The 18272-nt window shown below is 70.3% G+C and carries 15 protein-coding genes and 2 pseudogenes; 8 read left to right on the top strand and 9 right to left on the bottom strand.

The window, feature by feature from the left end; translation table 11 throughout:
• Positions 1 to 35 precede the first annotated feature (35 nt).
• A complete protein-coding gene (locus tag SLUN_RS27530; RefSeq protein ID WP_108152683.1) occupies positions 36 to 2306 on the bottom strand; it encodes a HelD family protein in 2271 nt (756 codons plus the stop codon).
• Positions 2307 to 2454: 148 nt separating this feature from the next.
• Between SLUN_RS27530 and SLUN_RS27525 the strand changes: the two genes are divergently transcribed.
• Positions 2455 to 3024, top strand: a complete 570-nt coding sequence (locus SLUN_RS27525; protein WP_371413854.1) for a DUF6817 domain-containing protein — start codon at positions 2455 to 2457, stop codon at positions 3022 to 3024.
• A 93-nt stretch (positions 3025 to 3117) separates the two neighbouring features.
• Here the strand turns inward: SLUN_RS27525 and SLUN_RS27520 are convergent.
• Positions 3118 to 3609: pseudogene (locus SLUN_RS27520) on the bottom strand (membrane-associated oxidoreductase); the annotation flags it as partial.
• A gap of 417 nt (positions 3610 to 4026) precedes the next feature.
• Entirely contained in the window at positions 4027 to 4479 is a 453-nt protein-coding gene (locus SLUN_RS27515) for a nuclear transport factor 2 family protein (protein WP_108152682.1), read from the bottom strand.
• 241 nt (positions 4480 to 4720) lie between these two features.
• Between SLUN_RS27515 and SLUN_RS27505 the strand changes: the two genes are divergently transcribed.
• Positions 4721 to 5605, top strand: coding sequence for a helix-turn-helix transcriptional regulator (locus SLUN_RS27505; protein WP_108152680.1), 885 nt, complete (start codon positions 4721 to 4723; stop codon positions 5603 to 5605).
• Between the two features lie 143 nt (positions 5606 to 5748).
• Here the strand turns inward: SLUN_RS27505 and trxA are convergent, their stop codons facing one another.
• The 5 genes and pseudogenes from trxA to SLUN_RS27480 form a co-directional block, all read right to left on the bottom strand.
• The gene (trxA, locus tag SLUN_RS27500) at positions 5749 to 6096 is read right to left on the bottom strand and encodes a thioredoxin (protein WP_108152679.1); all 348 of its coding nucleotides are present in this window, start codon (positions 6094 to 6096) and stop codon (positions 5749 to 5751) included.
• Complete coding sequence (locus SLUN_RS27495) at positions 6093 to 6500, bottom strand: MerR family transcriptional regulator (protein ID WP_108152678.1); 408 nt, start codon at positions 6498 to 6500, stop codon at positions 6093 to 6095. The genes trxA and SLUN_RS27495 overlap by 4 nt, the downstream gene beginning before the upstream one ends.
• A gap of 29 nt (positions 6501 to 6529) precedes the next feature.
• Entirely contained in the window at positions 6530 to 8152 is a 1623-nt protein-coding gene (locus SLUN_RS27490; RefSeq protein ID WP_254709779.1) for a glycosyltransferase family protein, read from the bottom strand.
• A gap of 117 nt (positions 8153 to 8269) precedes the next feature.
• Positions 8270 to 9003, bottom strand: a pseudogene (locus SLUN_RS42715) (NAD(P)-dependent oxidoreductase).
• 73 nt (positions 9004 to 9076) lie between these two features.
• On the bottom strand, positions 9077 to 9595 hold the full coding sequence (locus SLUN_RS27480) for an Lrp/AsnC family transcriptional regulator (protein WP_108152677.1): 519 nt from the start codon (positions 9593 to 9595) through the stop codon (positions 9077 to 9079).
• Between the two features lie 64 nt (positions 9596 to 9659).
• Between SLUN_RS27480 and SLUN_RS27475 the strand changes: the two genes are divergently transcribed.
• The 4 genes from SLUN_RS27475 (at position 9660) to SLUN_RS27460 (ending at position 14105) form a co-directional block, all read left to right on the top strand.
• Positions 9660 to 10568 (top strand): NAD-dependent epimerase/dehydratase family protein, encoded by a 909-nt coding sequence (locus tag SLUN_RS27475; protein WP_108152676.1) that lies wholly within the window; start codon positions 9660 to 9662, stop codon positions 10566 to 10568.
• Positions 10568 to 11467: an aldo/keto reductase gene (locus tag SLUN_RS27470; RefSeq protein WP_108152675.1), complete on the top strand. Its 900-nt coding sequence runs from the start codon at positions 10568 to 10570 to the stop codon at positions 11465 to 11467. Before SLUN_RS27475 ends, SLUN_RS27470 begins: the two co-directional genes overlap by 1 nt.
• A gap of 190 nt (positions 11468 to 11657) precedes the next feature.
• Positions 11658 to 13127, top strand: a complete 1470-nt coding sequence (locus SLUN_RS27465; protein WP_108152674.1) for a glycoside hydrolase family 16 protein — start codon at positions 11658 to 11660, stop codon at positions 13125 to 13127.
• Positions 13128 to 13148: 21 nt separating this feature from the next.
• Positions 13149 to 14105 (top strand): DUF1996 domain-containing protein, encoded by a 957-nt coding sequence (locus SLUN_RS27460; RefSeq protein ID WP_108152673.1) that lies wholly within the window; start codon positions 13149 to 13151, stop codon positions 14103 to 14105.
• Positions 14106 to 14287: 182 nt separating this feature from the next.
• Here SLUN_RS27460 and SLUN_RS27455 read toward each other — a convergent pair whose 3' ends face one another.
• Positions 14288 to 15679, bottom strand: a complete 1392-nt coding sequence (locus SLUN_RS27455; RefSeq protein WP_257153802.1) for a cation:dicarboxylate symporter family transporter — start codon at positions 15677 to 15679, stop codon at positions 14288 to 14290.
• A gap of 122 nt (positions 15680 to 15801) precedes the next feature.
• On the opposite strand from SLUN_RS27455, the gene SLUN_RS27450 reads away from it, so the two are divergent.
• Complete coding sequence (locus SLUN_RS27450) at positions 15802 to 17442, top strand: sensor histidine kinase (RefSeq protein ID WP_108152671.1); 1641 nt, start codon at positions 15802 to 15804, stop codon at positions 17440 to 17442.
• A gap of 85 nt (positions 17443 to 17527) precedes the next feature.
• Complete coding sequence (locus SLUN_RS27445) at positions 17528 to 18229, top strand: response regulator (protein WP_108152670.1); 702 nt, start codon at positions 17528 to 17530, stop codon at positions 18227 to 18229.
• Positions 18230 to 18272: the final 43 nt, after the last annotated feature.

Below are 18272 nucleotides of genomic sequence, written 5' to 3'. Positions count from 1 at the left end.
CCGCCACGCCCGGACGGGCTTGCTGTGCTCTGGCCTCAATCGCCGGGCAGGCTCGGCCGGACCCGTCCGGTGCTTGAGGACGAACCGGCTGCCGGACGGCCCCGGCCCGGATGCACCACCCCGAGCCGCTGCGTGGCCCGGGTGAGCGCCACATAGAGATCGTTGGCGCTCATCCGGCCGGGGTCGACGACGAGGACGGTGTCGAACTCGAGGCCCTTCGCCTGGCGGGGGTCGATGAGGACGACGGGCCGGGACAGATCCAGCGGACCGTCGCCCTGTCCCAGCCCTGCGAGCTCGGCGTGCAGCTCGCGCGGGGCGATCACCGCGAGCCTGCCCTCGTCCGGGGTCTCGGCGGCGGCGAGCCGGGCCACCTCTCCGAGCGGCATCGTGAGCTCCCAGGGCCGTACCCCCGTCGACCGGATGGAGCGCGGCGGCTCGAAGGCGGGGTCGGTGATCCGGCGCCGCCGGGACGCGTACTCCATGATCTCGGCAGGCGTACGGTAGTTGACGCCGAGCCGGGCCAGTTCCCAGCGGTCGCCGACGTACGGAGCGAGGATCTCCTGCCAGGAATCGCACCCGGCCAGGTCGCCGGTCTGCGCCGGGTCGCCGACCAGGGTCATCGAGCGGGTCGGACTGCGGCGCATCAGCAGCCGCCAGGCCATGGCCGACAGCTCCTGCGCCTCGTCGACGACGATGTGCCCGAAGGCCCACGTCCGGTCGGCGGCGGCACGCTCGGCGGCGCTGCGGTGGTCGGCCTCCTCCTGCCGCTCGGCCATGCGCTCGGCGTCGATGATGTCGTGCGCGGCGAGGACCTCGGAATCGTCGTCGTGCTTGTCCTCGAACTCGTATGTACGGGAGGCGTACGAGACGTCGAGGACGCCCTGTGCGTAGGCGATCTGCCGCGCCTGCTCGGCCTCGGCGGCGGCCAGGGCGGCGGAGTCGTCCTCGCCGAGGAGCTCGGCGGCCTCGTCGAGGAGGGGCACGTCGGCGGCGGTCCACGCGGTGCCGGTCCAGGCGGTGCCAGTCCAGGCGGTGGCGGTGCGCCGGATCAACTCGGCTTCGTGCTCGGGCAGATGGGTGGGGTCTTCCAGGTACCCGGCGAGGAACCCCTGCGGGGTGAGCGGGGGCCACAGCGACGCGATCGCGGCGTGCACCTCGGCGCTCGCGGCGATGCCCTTGCCGAGCTGGGCGATGTCGTCGGGGCCGAGGAAGTTCGGGCCGCCGTACGGGTCCGCGCCGATCCGGTCGGCGAGCTGGGTGGTCAGGTCGTCGATGATCCGGAAGACGAAGTGCGGGCGGGCCAGGTTGTGCGGCAGGCCGGTCTCGCGGGCCTTGTGCCGGGCCTCGACGGCCATGTCCCAGTCGAGCAGCAGCTCCCCGTCGTCGTGCCGGATGACGATCGGCGCGTCCTTCTCGGGCACCTCCTGCCGGTCCCGTACCGCCTCGGCCAGTACGCCGGCCATGTCCGCCCGGCCCTTGACGGCCGCGGCGGCGGGGCTGTCCGTGCCCGTGGCCGTAACGCCGGGGAACAGCTCGCCGACCGTCGCCAGCAGCACGCCCGTCTCACCGAGTGAGGGCAGCACCTCGCCGATGTAGCCCAGGAAGGCAGGGTTGGGTCCGACGATCAGCACGGCACGCTTGGCCAACTGCTCCCGGTTCGCGTACAGCAGATACGCGGCCCGGTGCAGAGCGACCGCGGTCTTCCCGGTCCCCGGCCCGCCCTCGACGACGAGCACTCCGCGCCGCGGGGCGCGGATGATGCGGTCCTGCTCGGCCTGGATGGTCGACACGATGTCGCCCATCCGACCGGTACGGGCGCTGTTCAGCGCGGCGAGCAGCACCTCGTCGGCGTCGTGCGACTCGTATCCGGTGCGGTTGGTGTCGGCGAGATCCATGATCTCGTCGTGCAGCGCGGTGACGGTGCGCCCCTGGGTGGTGATGTGCCTCCGCCGGCGCAAACCCATCGGCTCATATCCGGTCGCGAGATAAAACGGCCGCGCGGCGGGAGCCCTCCAGTCGATCAGCAGCGGAGTCCGCTCCAGGTCGTCCCGCCGGATTCCCGTACGCCCGATGTGGTGCGTGACTCCGTCGCGCCGGTCGATACGCCCGAAACAGAGCCCGGAGTCGGCGGCATTCAGCGCGGCGAGGGAGGCGGAGTGCTCGGCCACGCCGACATCGCGCTCCACTCGCGCCTGAAGACCGGTGCTGACCTGCGCGATCGTGAAGAGCATGGCGGCTTCGGCCTCGGCCCTGAGCTGGTCGAGCCGCTCGTGGGCGAGAGAGACGAATTGTTGTTCCTGCCGCATTTCCTCGGTTGACAATTCAGCTCCTGACGCGATACAGTGCCTTTATTGAACTTCCCTGCATGCTTTAGCGCACACGCATACGTAAACACTTAATATACGCGAAGAAAGACCCCGGCCGCCAATTCGGTTCCGGGGTATTTTTCTGTGCGTGGACATATCAGGGAGCACGAAGGAAGCGGTCGCGCTGCTGCGGGAGCACGGCGCCGAGGGGATGCCGCATCCGGGCGGGACGCTGCTCGCCCACCTGGACCGGGTCCGGCAGCGCCTGTCCCAGTGGGGCGCGCGGCCGGAACTCCAACTGGCCGGGCTGTGCCACGCGTTCTACGGCACGGACGGGTTCGCGCACGCCCTGCTGCCACTGGACCGGCGCTCCGAGCTGGCGGCGGTGATCGGGACGGAGGCGGAGGAGCTCGTGTACTTCTACGCGAGCTGCGACCGCAGGGCGTCGTACGCGACGCTCGCGGACGAGGACGCGGCGTTCCGGGACCGCTTCACGGGCGGGACGTACCCGCCTTCGCGCGCCCGGCGCCGGGACTTCGCCGAGCTGACGGCGGTCAATGAACTCGACCTGGCACGGGCGGACGGGGCCTTCCGGACTCGGCACGGCGCCTCGCTGCTGCGGCTGTTCACGCAGTGGCGCCCGCTGCTGAGCGACGCCGCATGGGCCGATGTGCGTGACGTACTGGTCCCGCGCGGCAAGGAACTCGGACTGTCGTAACGGTCGCTGCGGATTCGCACCGTCGCCGCGTCCGCTCTCCCCGCGTCCCTCTCAGAGGGCGTTCTGCGAGGTTTTCGCGGGTTCTGGAGGGGGTCATTGGCGGCTGACCGTACGGGTCACGCCCGCGACGATCGTCGTCGCCAGTATCCAGCCAGTGATGATCAGGGCGTACGACAGCCACTGGTGCCAGCCGTCAGGGGCGAACGCTGACTCCTGGCCGAAGTTGATGACGGGCAGGAGCAGGTCGAGTGTGTAGAAGACGGGGTTGAGGTCAGGGGCCTCGTCCGCCTTGATGGGGCGTGGGTGGTCCAGGCCGTACGCGATCGATCCGATGGTCATGAGGGACAGCAGCCAGACGGCCGCGCGCAACGGGCGGAAGCCGTAGCCGACGGTGGCGTCCTGGACGTACCCCCACAGCCGTCCGTACCAGGTGAGCGTGGTGCGTCGGCGGCGCTGCTTGGCGAGTTGGACGAGCCGGGCCGCGTCGTCGTCACCGACGTGGCGGTAGGCCGCCATCAACTGCTCGTAGCCGTACGGCTCATACCGGTCGCCGTCCCGCTCCAGCATCGGAATGCGGCGCTCGGCGCCCCAGGTGTTGCCGAGCGCCGGATCCTCGTTCTCGGCGGCGCGGAAGTCCACGGACTCGCCTCGCGGAAAGGCCCGCCATACACGCGCCTCGGCCGGCGTCAGATCGTTGGTCTCGCTCACGCCGGGACTTTGACGTGCTGCGTTCGAGCTGTCAAATGCCATGCATGGCCGTGATCGCCCCGCCGACCGCGCGCGCTGAAGTTGTGCGGCATCTGGGGGCCGCTGTTCAGCACGCGTACGCCAATGCCATGCGGTCCACGTCAGCGATGGCGGCCGGACTGTGAGGAGAACACACCATCTCTCGACGCTGTCCACGGCCGGCCGGGGTGCTGTGCTGGACAGGCGACATCCGACCCGACCGGCGTTCTGCGGGTGTGTGCCCGGAGCAGAAGCTCCGGGCACAGCACATCGTGTTCAGCGGGCCTGGGCGGCTGCTTCGGCGTCGGAGTTCTTGATGCCGAGGTTGGCGTAGGCGACGGGGTTGGCGTACTCCCAGACCTTGGCAACCTTGGCGTCCTGGATGTCGAGACGGAAGACGTACACGTTGCGGTAGACGAGCTGTTCGGCGGTGGACAGGATGTCGCCGTTGGCCTGCAGGAAGACCGACTTGGCGTCCTCGCTGACGGTGTAGACCTTGTCGAGGAAGGCGACGTGGTCGAACTTCGCGGCGACGGACTCGATGTAGCCCATCACGTGCTCGATGCCGTCGAAGACGTACCAGGGGTCGGGCGTGCCCTCGATGGAGAGCGGGATGGTGATGTTGGCGTGGGGCACGAGGAGGGCGCGCACGCCCTGCGGGTCGCGTCCCTCGAAGGCGGCGAAAAGGGCCTTTGCGGTGTCCAGGGCGGTCTCGTGGTTCGTGGTCATCGTCATGCTCCGTAGGTCGGCGGCCCAGAGGGCCGACGGGGGGTGGTGCGCGTTGTCACCGGGGGATGGGGCCACGGGCGTGGTCCCGCTCGACGAAGCGGCACGCCGCTTCGCATACGAGCCCTTGTTCGTCTCCGTCATCACTGCGGTGGCGATGTCCTCAACCTTTGCTGACCGGCACTGATCGAGGGAGAGCCCCGGCCGGCGGGGGGTCTGGCAGTACCAGGCTGCGGCCGGGCCGATGGCGGACAATAGGGGGGTGACTCAGGACAGCACGGCACTCGGCACAGCTCTGCGCCAATGGCGCGACCGGACCAGCCCCCAGGACGCGGGGCTCCCGGTCAACGGCGTCAGGCGCGCTCCGGGACTGCGCCGCGAGGAACTGGCCCAGCTCGCGGGGCTCTCCGTCGACTACGTCGTGCGCCTGGAACGGGGCCGCGCCACCTCACCTTCTCCCCAGGTCCTCGCCGCGCTCTCCCGCGCCCTGCGACTGTCGCAGGCCGAGCGGGACCACCTCTTCCTCCTCGGTGGGCAGGCCGTTCCCTCGACAGGGCAGGTCTCCCAGCATGTCGGGCCCGGTGTCCAGCGGCTGCTGGACCAACTGCGCGGCACCCCGTTCAGCGTTCACGACGCGGCGTGGAACCTGATCTCGTGGAACGCACTGTGGGCGGCGCTGATCGGTGACCCGTCAGCCTCGCGCGGCAGGGAGCGCAACGTCGCGTGGCGCCACTTCACCCACCTGCCCACCCGCGTCAGCCACACCCCCGATGAGGAGGCCCGGTTCGAGACCGCCCTCGTCTCCGACCTGCGCACATCCAGCGCCCGCTACCCCGCGGACACGGAGCTCCGATCGCTGATCGCCGACCTACGGCATGAGAGCAGGCGCTTCGACGAGCTGTGGCGCTCCCACAGCGTGGGCTTCCACACCGCCGACAGCAAAACCATCCACCATCCCGAACTCGGCCCCGTCACCGTGGACTGCGACACCCTCACCGTCCCCGGGAGCGACCTGCGTATCGCGGTCTTCTCCGCGCCTTCGGGCACCTCGACCAGCGAGCAGTTCGCGCTGCTCTCGACCATCGGCATCCAGGCCATCGCAGCCGCCGCCCACGACGCCGGCCAGTAGCCCTGGCGCCACGGCTGAGGCGTGAGACAGGTGGCCCGGTGGCGGCGGCCGGATCCGGATACGGTTCTCCGCCGTCCGTGACAGATCCGGTGACCGATCCGCTCCGACCAGATCCAGCGCGAGGCGGACCCACCGGACAGCCCCTAGCTAGATCGCCCCTGGATCACGTCGTCCAGCTCCTGGAGCAGTCGGCGCTTGGGGCGGGCGCCCACCATCGACTTCACCGGCTCCCCCTCGCGGAAAACCATCAGCGTCGGCATTGACAGCACCGCGTACCGCGTCGTGATCTCCGGGTTGGTGTCCACATCGAGCTGGACCACCTTGAGCCGGTCGGCCTCCTCGCTCGCCAGCGCGCTCAGCACGGGCGCGAGCTGGCGGCACGGGCCGCACCAGTCGGCCGTGAACTCCACCAGGACCGGGCGGTCGGCCCTGAGGACCTCGTCGTCGAAGTCGGCGTCCGTCACCTCGTCGACGCCTGCTGCGTGGATCATTCGGGTTCCCCTCCGTAGGTCAGCTCGCACAGCGGCTCGGGCCCGCCCGGCAGTTCCGCCTCGGCGCGCGCGAGCTGCGCGCCGACCTGGGCCCGTACCGACTGGAGCTGTTCGATGAGCGCATCGAGCTCGCCGAGCTTGGAGCGGTACACCGCGATCGAGGCGGGACAGGAGTCCCCCGCCGGGTGCCCGGCGCGCAGGCACTCGACGAACGGTCTGGTCTCCTCCAAGTCGAACCCGAAGTCCTGCAGGGTCCTGATCTGCTGGAGCAGCCGCAGATCGTCCTCGTCGTACGTGCGGTAGCCGTTCACCGCGCGCCGCGCGGGCAGGAGCCCGCGGGACTCGTAGTAGCGCAGGGTGCGGGTGGTGGTCCCCGCCCGCTCCGCGAGCTCGCCGATTCGCATGTTCAGGACGGTAATCCTTGACGCCGAGGTCAAGGCAAGCGAGTTGGCGGCAGGTAGACACGGTACGTTTCGAGGCCGCGTACGTGAGGCAGGGCGGAGGCACGCCAGGTGCGCGCGTAGGGCGGAGGAGCATTGCCGCCGACCACGACGACTGCCACCGGCATGCGGCGTGCGGCGGCTTCGATGCCGTCGGGCGTGATGCTGGCGTCGTGGCCGCTGGGCTGGCGTGAGGTGCATCCCGCGTAGTAGGCGATGGGGACGGCATGGTGGCCGCTGACCATGCAGGGCGGACGTACGCCCAGCCGGTGCAGCCCGGCCGCGATCGTCGAGTAATGGGCACGCAGGGAATGGCCGACGCCCACCATGTGGCTGAGCATCCAGTACTGGATCGCGAGGTGGCCGGTGAGGGTCAGGGCGAGGACTCCGGCGCCGATCGGCCGGAGGGACGGCCGGATGCCGGTGGCCACGAATGCGGCCAGGAACACGAGGCACTCGGCCACCGGCAGGGCCAGGAGCGCGTAGGCGGGCAGGAGAAAACGGGGCGCGGCGTAGTCGATGAGGAAGAGGTACGGCAGCGCGAGCGCTGCCGCGGCGAAGGTCGCCAGCAGGGCGGCTGATCCTCGGTGCGTTCGTGAGCCGAGATGCGTGCGTGAGCCGAGGCGCCGCCCTGAGCCCAGATGCGTGCGTGAGCCCAGATGCATGCGTGAGCCCAGATGCATGCGTGAGCCGAGGCGCGCGCGGAACACCGCCGCGATGCCTCCCGCCGTGAGTACCGGCAGCGCGAACCACCATGCCGCGGCGACCGGGTACTTCCAGGGCACGTCGCACGGGCGGCACAGCGAACGCCCGTCCAGGGCCCGCACCTGGTCGTCCACGGCCATGTGCCAGCCAAGTCCGCCTTGGATCTCGTCGGCCCGATGGAGCCGGGCGCTCGGACCGCCGTAGTGCGCGTACGCCTCGACGACCCAGGGCGCGGCCCCGATCAGGAACCCGCCCACGACCGCGGCGAGCACCGCCGGACGGCGCCACCCCGGAACCAGCAGGGCCGACGCGACCATCGGCAGGGTCAGCCACAGCCCGTCGGAAGGGCGCATGAGGACAACGAAGGCGACAGCGGACCCGACACCGATGACCGCCCGGCGTTCCCCGGGACGGGGCACGGCGCGCAGGAACCAGCCGACGGCTGCCAGGGCCCCGAGCGCACACCACAGATTGGGCATGGCCCGGGGGCCGTAGAACAGGGTGATCCACAGAGAGGCGAACAGCGCACCCGCGCAGCCGAGCACCGGGCCGGGCAGCAGCCTGCGCCAGATCCACAAGCAGGCGAACAGCCCGCCGCCGGACAGCAGGGCCAGCCAGACCCGGATCGCGGTGGTGGATGCCGTCAGGGAGGCAACCGGAGCGACGAGGTAGGAGATCCCCCGCGCGCGGGGCGCGCTGAAGTACGCGGGCGGGGCGTTCCCTCCGACCTGGCTGACGTAGACGGTCTCGTCCCAGCCGAGCCCGGAGCCGGGGACCACGAGGATCAGCTGGGTGGCGGTGAAAACCCCCGCAACTGCCAGCAGCCACAGGAGCGGACGGCCACCCGTCGTCCTTCGAGGCGTGTCCCGGACGGGCTCCAGTACCGGGTGCAGCGCCACGCGTCCTCGCATGATCAGTCCTCTGATCAGTCCTCGCCGAGAGCCCTGGGCCGGGCGGGGGCGGTACGCCTGCAACACTGCGGCGGGGCCGCGGAGCGGGCAACCGGGGAGGCCATCCGGCGTAAGCGGTTACCCGGTGACCGCCTCGTACGTGCTCGCCCAGTCGTCCGCCCCATGGCCCTTCGCGATCGCCCGGTCGGCGACGGACTTGACCGACTCCAGCTGAGAGACGTCGAGCCCACGGGCGCGCGCCGCATGCAGGATGTGCTCGACGCCGGCCGCCATCATGCCCAGATTGGCCTGCGCACCCGGATAGCTGCCCACGTCGATGTTGGCCGCCGTGTACTCCGCGATGGGCGGCAGGATCCGGACGATGGTGTTCAGATACGGGGCGATGTCGACGGCCTTGACCCCGTCGGCCGTGGCCGGCGCGTATGCGTGCACCAGGCCCGAGATGCTGCCGTAGAAGACGAGCGGGGTCGGCACCATGACCGCGCCGTCGAGGTAGGCGATGCCGTGAGCGTCCGCCCAGGCGGCCGCCTCGCGGGAGCGCTCCGGGGTGTCCGAGGTGAGGTTGACCAGGACGCGGTCCGCGAGGGCGGCGGCGCGAGGATCGCGGCCGACGCGTCGTGGTCGACCACGCAGACGACGGTCAACTCGCTTGCGCGTACGGCAACTTCGGTGCTCGCGGCACGGACCGCGCCACGAGCGACGAGCTCTTCGCCCTTGTCCTGAGAGCGATTCCAGACGGTGGTGGGGTGGCCCGCGTCGAGGAGGGCACCGGCGAGGGCCCGGCCCATCGCGCCGAGGCCGATGACGGTGACAGAGGTGAGTGGGGCGTTCGTGGTGGACATGGCCGCCATGCTTCTGCGCAGCGCACCGCCGTACAAGTACCTACAAATAAGTCAGGTACCCACCAAAGGGTAAACATCGAGGTCACTGCGGTGGCAGCAGCGGCTTTCGCTCCAGCGGCGAGGTCAGCACGATCGACGTGGTCGTACGGCCGAGCGCCGAGGTCTGCTCCAGTACGTCCTCGAGATGGACCGTGTCGGCCACCGCGACCTTGATGATCCAGCAGTCCTCGCCGACGACATGGTGCGCCTCGATCACCTCGGGGCGGGCGAGCAGCTCCAGCGTTCTGGGGTGCTTGAAGTTGTAGCCACCGTGCGGGTTGACGCGGATGAAGGCCTGGATGCCGTAGCCGAGGCGGGCCGGTGAGACATGCGCGCCGTATCCGGTGATCGCGCCGCAGGCCTCCAGCCGGCGGACCCGTTCCGTCACCGCCGCCGGGCTCAGCCGTACGCGGCGGCCGAGTTCGCTGAGTTTGATGCGGCCGTCCCGCTGGACGAGCTCCAAGATGTGGCGGTCGACGGGGTCGAAGGCGGCCGCCGAGGTTTCGCCGGTGGCGGGACGCAGTTGCCGTGGTTCCTTCGGCTGGACGGCCGGATCTCCCATGACTCCCCCTTCAGGCTGTGGTCCATAAACGTAACACTTGACCTACGACGAGAGGGAGTTGGGAATGCGCGAGATATGCGTCATCGGCGGGAACCGGTATTTCGGAAAGCGACTCATAGAGCGGTTGCTGGATTTGGGAGACCGAGTCACCGTCATCAATCGCGGGTCCTCCGCTCCGCCTGCGGGAGTGACTCATCTTGTCGCGGATCGCGATGACGAGGATTCGCTGAGGGGGGCGCTCGGTTCGCTCACCTTCGATGTGGTCTTTGACCAGGTCTGCTATACGCCGCGCCAGGCGGACATCGCCCGGCGGGTGTTCGCGGGACGCACCCGGCGCTATGTGATGACGTCGACGGTCGAGGTGTACGAGTACGAACACTCCACCGCTCCTGTGCTCGAGGAGGCTGTCGACCCGCTGACGGTGCAGGTCGATCTGGCGGCGCCATGGGACGACGCCAGCTACCGCGAGGAGCACTACGGCGAGGGAAAGCGGCAGGCGGAGGCGGTTCTCGCGCGGGATCCGGCATTCGGTTATGTGGCGGTGCGCGTCGCCCATGTGCTGGGCGGGGACGACGACTTCACCGGCCGCGTGGACCACTATGCCCGCCGGATCCGGGCGGGCGAGCCGATCGCCGTGCCCGCCGAGAACCACCCGGCCACCTATGTGTACGTCGAGGAGATCGCCGATTTTCTGGCGTGGACGGCCGGCCAGGAATTCACCGGTCCGGTGAACGCGAATGCGTACGGGACACTCACGACGGACGACATCTGCGCGGCGATCGAGCGCGAAGTGGGCGGAAAGGCGGAATTCCTTCCGGTGGAGGTGGGTGAGATTTCGCCGTTCTCCTTTGCGCGTTCCTATGGAATGGACAACGCGTGTGCTGCGGAGCTGGGATACACATTCCGGCACTCGGCGGAATGGCTGCGGCAGGCCGTCGCGGAGACTCTCGGCTCGGGCGAGGAGAACCGGTAATGCGATACCGGCGGCTCGGTGATCTCCAGGTGGGTGCGATCGGGCTCGGCGCCATGCCGCTGTCCATCGAAGGGCACCCCGACGAGCGACAGGCCAGGGCCACGGTCCATGCCGCCCTCGACGCGGGCGTGACGCTGATCGACACGGCCGATTCGTACTACGCCCCGGGCGCCGAGCCGGGCCCGGGCGAGTCCCTCGTCGCCCGCGCGCTCACGGCGTACCGCGGCGACACGGACGAGGTTCTGGTCGCCACGAAGGGCGGCCGAGGCCGGACGCCCGACGGCGACTGGACGGTCAACGGCGACCCCCGGCATCTGAAGCGGTCCGCGAGAGACTCGCTGTCCAGGCTGGGCACCGAGGCGATCGGTCTCTATCAACTGCACAAGCCGGACCCTTCCGTCCCCTTCGCCGACTCACTGGGAGCGCTCCACGACCTCCTGAAGGAGGGCACGATCCGGCTGGCGGGGATCTCCAATGTGAACACGGATCAGATCCGGCTGGCCCGCCGAATGTTGGGCGACCGCCTTGTCTCGGTCCAGAACCGCTACTCCCCGGCAGTGCGGGACAGCGAGGCGGAACTGCGGCTCTGCGCGGAGCTGGGAATCGCCTTCCTGCCGTGGAGCCCACTCGGCGGCATCTCCCGCAGCTCCCTGGACGGACCGTCCGGACCGTCCGTGCCCGGACCCTGCGCCGCCTTCCACCAGGTGGCACGCAGTCACGGCGCGAGCCCTCAGCAGGTCGCCCTCGCCTGGCTGCTGGCCCAGTCCCCCACGGTGATCCCGATCCCAGGGTCGAGCCGCCCCCGGAGCATCCGCGACTCGGCGGCCGCTGCGGATCTCGTACTGAGCGAGTCGGACCTGGCGGAGCTCGACGCCTCGGGCAGCCAACTCACCGGATGAACAGCTTCCGGTCACCGCCCGGTCGCGCCCCGCTCCTGACCAGCGATTCGGCCCAACTCCCTGTTGCATTCAGGAAGTTAAGGGAGCGGAGCCATTGACGGCCGCACTGTCTACATCTACAAAACTGTGTGAGAGCGCTCTCACCCCTCCTTGGCACCACCCTCGGCACCACCCCTCCCGGAGGTGTTCCTTGAGCACGAGCCGCATCAAACGGACCCCCTTCCTCACCATCGTCGTCGCCCTGGCCGTCGCCCTCGCCGGCTTCATCGCCGTCACCGGCGCAGGATCCGCGCGCGGCGACGTACCGCCCACGCCCGGCTGGAGCCTCCAGTGGAGCGACGACTTCAACGGCGCCAACAGAACCCTGCCCTCGTCCGCCGACTGGCAGATCGACCTCGGGCACGCCTACCCCGGCGGGCCCGGCAACTGGGGCACGGGTGAGATCCAGAACTTCACCAACAACCCCGACAACCTCAGCCACGACGGCAACGGCAATCTGCGCATCACCCCGCTCCGGGACGGCGCGGGCAACTGGACCTCCGGCCGTATCGAGACCCAGCGCGCCAACTTCAAGGCCCCGGCCGGCGGCACGCTCCGCATCGAGGGCCGCATCCAGATGCCGAATGTGACCGGACAGGCCGCGCTCGGCTACTGGCCCGCGTTCTGGGCCCTCGGCGCCCCGTACCGCGGAAATTTCTGGAACTGGCCGTCCATCGGCGAGTTCGACATCATGGAGAACGTCAACGGCATCAACTCCGTCTGGGGCGTGCTGCACTGCGGGGTCAATCCCGGCGGCCCCTGCAACGAGACCAGCGGCATCGCCAACAACCGCGCCTGCCCCGGAGCCAGTTGCCAGTCCGCCTTCCACACGTACCGCTTCGAGTGGGACCGTTCCACCTCCCCCAACGAGCTGCGCTGGTACGTGGACGGCCAGCTCTTCCACAGCGTCGCCGAGAACCGGATGGACGCCGGGACTTGGGCGAACATGACCAACCACGCGGGCTACTTCATCCTGCTCAATGTCGCGATCGGCGGCGCGTTCCCCGACGCGCTGGCCGGCAAGACGCCGACGCCCGCGACCGTCCCCGGCCGGCCCATGCTCGTCGACTACGTCGCCGTCTGGACCAAGGGCGCCGGCGACCCGACGACCCCGCCCCCCACCGACCCGCCGACGACCCCGCCGCCGTCCGGCTCCTCCCAGCTGTATCTGCGCACGGGAGGCGGCGCGGGCGACGCGGCGGGATCGGCGGCGACGGTGAGCCTCGCATCGGCGGGCGGCGCCAACTACGACGGCACCCCGCATAACCCGCAGGTCTTCACCTCGTCCGGGATCACCCGCAGGTACAACGGCGGCTCCACCCAGTTCGACCTCTTCGTCGACGCGGGCACCACGGTCGCCAACGGCCAGCAGGTCAGGGTGAGTTACGACCGTACGGGCGACGGCAGCTGGGACCGGACGGAGACGTACCACTACTTCGCCACCGATCCCGTTGCGGGCTGGGAGCACTACACGCAGGCCAAGGGGCTCAAGTCGTCGACCGGGGCGCTCGGCGATCTGACGAACGGCAAGGTGCGGATCGAGGTCTGGAACGCCATCGGCGGCGGGTCCAGCACGGTCGGTGTCGGCAACCAGTCCGTCGTACGCATCCCCTTCGACTGAACCTGCCAGGAGGACGACCTCATGCTCCACCGACTGCTCGCGAGCACCGCCGCCGTGATCTTCCTGGTCACGGCGGGATGGGTCACCGCGAGGAACGACGCACCAGCCCCTCATGCTGCCTCGCGCCACGCGGCGTCGGGCCACGCAGGCCACGCGTACACCTTCACCGCCGCCCAGGCGGCCGCGATCGTCGCGCAGGCGGCGGCCCCGCTGCGCGGCAGCGAGTTCCGCGCGGACTGCTTCTCCAGCCACCGCAAGGGCGACGACCCGATCGTCTTCCCCGGCCAGGCAGGCCGCTCGCACATCCATGAGTTCTACGGGAACAGGACCGCGAACGCGTCCTCGACGCTCCAGTCGCTGGCCTCAGGCACCACCAACTGCACGCCCACGGTGGACCTTTCCTCGTACTGGACCCCCACCCTCTACAAGAACGGAGCCCCGGTGGCCCCCGAGCGGGTCACCGTCTACTACCAGGGCATCACCGACCGGACCAGGGCCGTGGCCCATCCGCGCGGCCTGCGGTACGTCGTGGGCAACGCCCTGGCAAGCTCCCCCGACCAGAACCCGGCCGCGCGCTGGTCGTGCGTGGGCAGGCCCGAGTCCAGCCGGGACTTCATCAACTGCCCGCCCGGCACGAAGCTGGAGAACTATCTGGACTTCCCCACCTGCTGGGACGGGAAGAATCTGGACAGCGCCAACCACCGGGACCATATGACCTACGCGGCGGGGCAGACCTGTCCCGCGTCGCACCCGGTGGTCGTACCGCGGCTGGAGCTGCTGATCACCTGGCCGGTCAACGGCGGCGGGCTCACACTCGCCGGCACCAGGAACGGCGCCAATGTCACCGACCAGCCCGGCTACACCTTCCACGGCGACTTCTTCAACGCCTGGGACGACGGTGAGCTGAAGCGGCGGGTGGCGAACTGCATCGTGGCCGGATACATCTGCGGGACGGACGGCAACCCGATCCAGCAGTGACCATTCCGTTCGCGTTCTCCGGCCGGGACGTGACGGGCCGGGACACCCAGCAGCCTTCGGGCGTGGGCGCCCCGGCCCGTCACGCAGCCCCGCCCTCTGCCAGGGGGAGGGCAGAGGGCGGGGCAGATCGAGGTGGGCGCGGCCCACGCGGCGGGCGGCGGAGTGCCGGAGCAGGCCGGGCGTCAGACCTTCACGCGCAGCTCGTCCTCGTCCCGCGGCTCCGGGACCTCGGCCTCCGTGCCCGAGTCCGCTTCCGGCGTCGTAGCCGGGTGGTCGCGGCCGTCGTCGAGCAGCGTCTTCTCGTCGAACGGGAGCCGCCCGGCCAGCACCTCACCGACCTGTACCTTGTCGATCTCCTTCGTCCAGGTCCCGACCAGCACGGTCGCCACCGCGTTGCCGGCGAAGTTCGTCAGGGCGCGCGCCTCGCTCATGAAGCGGTCGATGCCGACGATCAGGCCGACACCGTCGACCAGTTCGGGACGGTGCGACTGCAGGCCGCCCGCCAGCGTGGCCAGGCCGGCCCCGGTGACACCCGCCGCGCCCTTGGACGCCACGAAGAGGAAGAGCAGCAGCGAGATCTGCTCCCCGATCGACATCGGGTCGCCCATCGCGTCGGCGATGAAGAGCGAGGCCATGGTCATGTAGATCATGGTGCCGTCAAGGTTGAAGGAGTAGCCGGTCGGGACCGTGATGCCGACCACCGGCTTGCTCACGCCCAGGTGCTCCATCTTCGCGATGAGCCGCGGGAGGGCGGACTCGGACGAGGAGGTGGACAGGATCAGCAGGAACTCACGCCCCAGGTACTTGAAGAGCGTGAGGATGTTGAGGCCCGCGACAAACCGCAGCAGCGCTCCGAGCACGATGAAGACGAAGAGGAAGCAGGTCACGTAGAAGCCGAGCATCAGCACGGCGAGGCTCTTCAGCGCGTCCAGTCCGGCCGACCCGGTGACAGCGGCGATCGCGCCGAAAGCACCGATCGGCGCGGCCCACATCACCATGGCGAGGATGCGGAAGACGAGCCGCTGGATGTGCTCGACACCGCGCAGCACCGGCTGGCCCGCCGGGCCCATCGCCTGCAGCGCGAAGCCGGCGAGCAGTGCGACGAGGAGGGTCTGAAGGACCTCGCCGGTGGTGAAGGCGGAGACGATCGTGGTCGGGATGATCCCGAGCAGGAATTCGGTCGTGTCCTTGGCCTCGGCCGATACCTGGCCCTGGCCCGCGTCCTTGACGGCGTCGGTCAGCGCGAGGCCGTCCCCGGGCTGCAGGATGTTGCCGACGACCAGGCCGATGCCGAGGGCCACCATCGACATCACCAGGAAGTAGCCGAGCGCTATGCCGCCGACCGCGCCGACCTTGGCGGCCTTGCGTACGGAGCCGATGCCCAGCACGATCGTGCAGAAGATGATCGGCGAGATCATCATCTTGATCAGGTTCACGAAGCCGGTACCGAGCGGTTTGAGCTCCGTGGCGAAGTCGGGGGCGGCCAGACCCACGGCGATGCCTGCCGCGACAGCGATGATCACGGCGATATAGAGATAGTGGGTACGGTCCCGCCTGACGGCTCCAGTGGCCACGGGGTCCTCCTCGTTCGGTTTGTCCATGTCCCTATGGATGCCGTGACTATCGCCCACCCTGTGACCCCGGTCACCCTTACGTTCTTTTCGTTCACACGAAATCGGCCAGGCAGACTTACTCCATGCGCATACCCCGCCCCCGCAGCCTCGCCGGCCAGCTCTTCGCGATGCAGGTCGTGCTGGTCGCCGCGATCGTGGCGGGCTGCGCCCTCTTCGCGTACCTCACCGACCGCTCCCAGGCCGAGGAGACCGCGCGCCTGCAGTCCAGGGCCACCGCGACCGCCGTCGCGCGCTCGCCTTCGGTCATCGCGGCGGCGCGCTCGGCGAATCCGACCGAGCTCCTTCAGCCGTACGCGGAGGGGCTGCGCAAGGACGCGGGCGTCGCCTTCATCGTGATCATGGCGCCGGACGGTACGCGGTGGACGCATCCGGAGCCGGGCAATATCGGCAAGAAGTATCTGGGGAGCATCGACGAGGCGCTGAGGGGCAAGATCCACAGCGAGAAGCACCTGGGCACGCTCGGCCCCTCGGTACGGACGGTGGCACCCGTACACGACAACGGGAAGATCATCGGGCTCGTCAGCTCGGGCATCACCATCCAGAAGATCAGCGAGCAGGTGAGCAAGCAGGTCGCCGGGCTGCTCGGGGTCGCGGGCGCGGCACTCGCGCTGGGCGGCACCGGCACGTACGTGATCAACGCGCGGCTGCGGCGGCATACGCACGGCATGAACGCGGCCGAGCTGAGCCGGCTGCACGACTACCACGAGGCCGCGCTGCACGCCGTGCGCGAGGGGCTGCTGATGCTCGACGGCAGGCGGCGGATCGCCCTGGTCAATGACGGAGCCAGGGAGCTGCTGGGTCTCGGCGACGACGTGGTCGGCCGCCCGGTGGACAGCCTCGGCCTGCCGGCCCCGCTCACCGGCGCGCTGCTGGCGTCCGAGCCGCGGGTCGACGAGGTGCATCTGACCCCGGACCGCGTCATCGTCGTGAACACCAGCCCGGTCGTCGGCGGCGAGCAGCGCGGAACCGTGGTCACGCTCCGGGACCACACCGAACTCCAGGCACTCTCGGGGGAGTTGGACTCCGAGCGCGGCTTCACCCAGGCCCTGCGCTCCCAGGCGCACGAGGCCGCCAACCGCCTCCACACGGTCGTCTCGCTGATCGAGCTCGGCCGCGCGGACGAGGCGGTCGACTTCGCAACGGCCGAGCTGGAACTGGCCCAGGTCCTGACCGACCGGGTCGTCGGCGCGGTCGGCGAGCCGGTGCTGGCCGCGCTGCTGCTGGGCAAGGCGGCCCAGGCGAACGAGAGCGGTGTGGAGCTGGTGCTCGCGGCGGACAGCCGTATCGACGACGGGGTCCTGCCGCGGTCGCTGCCGGCGCGGGACCTGGTGACGATCCTGGGCAATCTGATCGACAACGCGGTCGACGCGGCGGCGGAGGCGGCGACGGGCCGGGGCGGCGACGCGCCCGGGCCGACGGCCGTACGCCCGCGGCGCGCCCGGGTTGTCGTCACCGCGCGCGCGGACCACGACGAGCTGCTGCTGCGGGTCGCCGACACGGGCGCGGGCGTCGACCCGGCGGACGCGGACGAGGTGTTCCGGCGCGGCTGGTCCACGCACGGCGCCGGGCGCGGTCTCGGCCTGGCGCTGGTCAGGCAGGCGGCGCACCGCAGCCGCGGCACGGTGCGGCTGTCCGAGGGCCCGGACGGCGGCGCGGAGTTCACGGTCCGGCTGCCACTGCGACCGGCGGAGGTCCGCGCATGAGTCAGGGTGCGCAAATCCAGCCCCGCCGGCGATTGAGGCGCGGGGTCTGGGGCGGAGCCCCAGTTTCGGGCCTGGAGGTCGCCCCATGACCGCCGCCCCCACCCCCATCCGGGTTCTCGTCGTCGAAGACGACCCCGTCGCCGCCGACGCGCACGCGCTCTACGTCGGCCGCGTCACCGGCTTCGCCGTCGCCGGGGTCGCGCACTCGCGCGCCGAAGCCGTCCGCGTACTGGAGCGCACCGGGGTCGATCTCCTCCTCCTCGATCTGTACCTCCCCGACGGGCACGGGCTCCACCTCGTCCGTTCCCTCCGTGCCGCCGGGCACTCCGCCGACGTCATCGCCGTCACCTCCGCCCGCGACCTCGCGATCGTGCGCGAGGGCGTGTCCCTCGGGGTCGTCCAGTACGTCCTGAAGCCCTTCACCTTCGCCACCCTCCGCGACAGGCTCACCCGCTACGCCGAGTTCCGCGCCACCGCCGGTGAGGCCAGCGGCCAGGACGAGGTGGACCGGGCACTCGCCGCCCTCCGCGCGCCCCATGCCGACGGCAGTGCCGGTCTGCCCAAGGGGCTCAGCGCCCCCACGCTGGAGGCGGTCACCCGTACCCTGCGCGGGTCCGCCGCCGGGCTCACCGCTGCCGAGGCCGGCGCGGCCGTCGGCATCTCGCGGATCACCGCGCGCCGCTACCTCGAGCACCTGGTCATGGAGGGGCGGGCGGCGCGCAGTCCGCAGTACGGGCAGATCGGGCGCCCCGAGCTCCAGTACCGCTGGAAACCGGCCACCCGCTGAACGAGCGACGAACGGCGGGCGGCACATATTGCGTGTGCCGCTC

The organism is Streptomyces lunaelactis, assembly GCF_003054555.1.
GTDB classification, from domain to species: Bacteria; Actinomycetota; Actinomycetes; order Streptomycetales; family Streptomycetaceae; genus Streptomyces; species Streptomyces lunaelactis.
The sequence above is the reverse complement of the archived record's forward strand: the minus strand, read 5'-3'. Positions and strand labels throughout refer to the sequence as shown.